This is a genomic window from Roseovarius sp. MBR-154 (assembly GCF_053628595.1).
The window spans coordinates 1-1,367 of the sequence record NZ_JBRJGR010000069.1; the positions used below are offsets into that span (position 1 = coordinate 1).

1 protein-coding gene is annotated in these 1,367 nt (G+C 62.3%); it reads left to right on the forward strand.

Features of this window, described 5'->3' with window-relative positions; translation table 11 throughout:
- Positions 1-83: 83 nt before the first annotated feature.
- Positions 84-1,262: an IS5-like element ISRssp10 family transposase gene (locus tag ACSSV4_RS23205; RefSeq protein ID WP_008281741.1), complete on the forward strand. Its 1,179-nt coding sequence runs from the start codon at positions 84-86 to the stop codon at positions 1,260-1,262.
- Positions 1,263-1,367: the final 105 nt, after the last annotated feature.

Here is a 1,367-nt window from a genome sequence, read left to right on the forward strand (position 1 = left end):
CAGGCTGCTGAAAAAGTCGGCCCTCGACGCGGTTATGAGAACATGATTCACTTCCGGCATGGCAGCGGCAGCAGGAGGTGGCGATGCGTGGGACGGACGAGGCAAGCGGGTCGCTGTTCAGCTATGTTGATCTTGAGCAGCGGGTTCCGGATCGTCATCCGCTGCGGTTGATCCGTCGGGTCGTCAATGACGCGCTGGCCAGCCTGGATGCCGAGTTCGCCGCGCTCTACACCGATTTTGGCCGCCCCTCCATCGCGCCGGAGCGACTGATCCGTGCGAGCCTTCTTCAGCTCCTGTTCTCGATCCGCTCGGAACGGCAGCTGATGGAACAGATGAACTATAACCTGCTGTTTCGGTGGTTCGTCGGCCTTGGCATCGACGATCCGGTCTGGGTTCCTACGGTGTTTACCAAGAACCGCGATCGGCTGCTGACGACCGACATGTCGCGCAAGCTGATGGCGGCGATCCTGGCGCACCCGGAGGTCCGTCCGCTCCTCTCGGATGAACACTTCTCGGTAGACGGCACTTTGGTCAAGGCGTGGGCGTCCATGAAGAGCTTTCAGCCCAGGAACAGCGCGCCGCCACCGCATGACGATGATCCTGGCGGACCGCCACCACCGGCCGACGCGACCTTCGCAAACACCGAACCGCAGCCCCAGCAGACAGAAACGCAGCCGATGCCCGACACGCCCCGCCATATCCGCAACGCCGCAGTGAACTTCCGGGGCCAGAAGCGCTCGAACGCAACCCACATCTCTGTGACGGACCCCGATGCCCGTCTCTACAAGAAGGCACCGGGTGCCGCGGCGACATTGTGCTTCATGGGACATACGCTGATGGAGAACCGCAACGGGCTGATCGTGCAGGCCGATTTGACCCATGCCGATGGTTACGGCGAGCGCAAGGCGGCCCTCGAGATGATCAACCGACACTCCCCTGGCTCGACCCGGCGCCTGACGCTTGGAGCAGACAAGGGATATGACAGCGCCAACTTTGTTGCCGCACTCAGGCGCATGGTTGTGACGCCACATGTCGCGCAGAAGGCCCGGAGTTCCGCAATCGACGGGCGAACCACCCAGCATCCCGGTTATGCCTTGTCACAGCGGCGCCGGAAGAAGATCGAGGAACCCTTTGGCTGGGCCAAGACCGTGGGCGGCATGGCCCAGACTGTTCATCGCGGCCTCGACAGGGTCCGCGCCCAATTCACAATGACCATGGCAGCCTGCAATCTGGCCAGACTACCGAAACTCCTTGCCCCCTGACGAAGGGGGCAAACCCGACCCGGCGTCCGCAGTCGCAAAGAGCCACCTTCAAACCGTGGGGGAAGAATAACGTCCTTCAAGGCTGACTTCTTCAGCAGCCTGTTA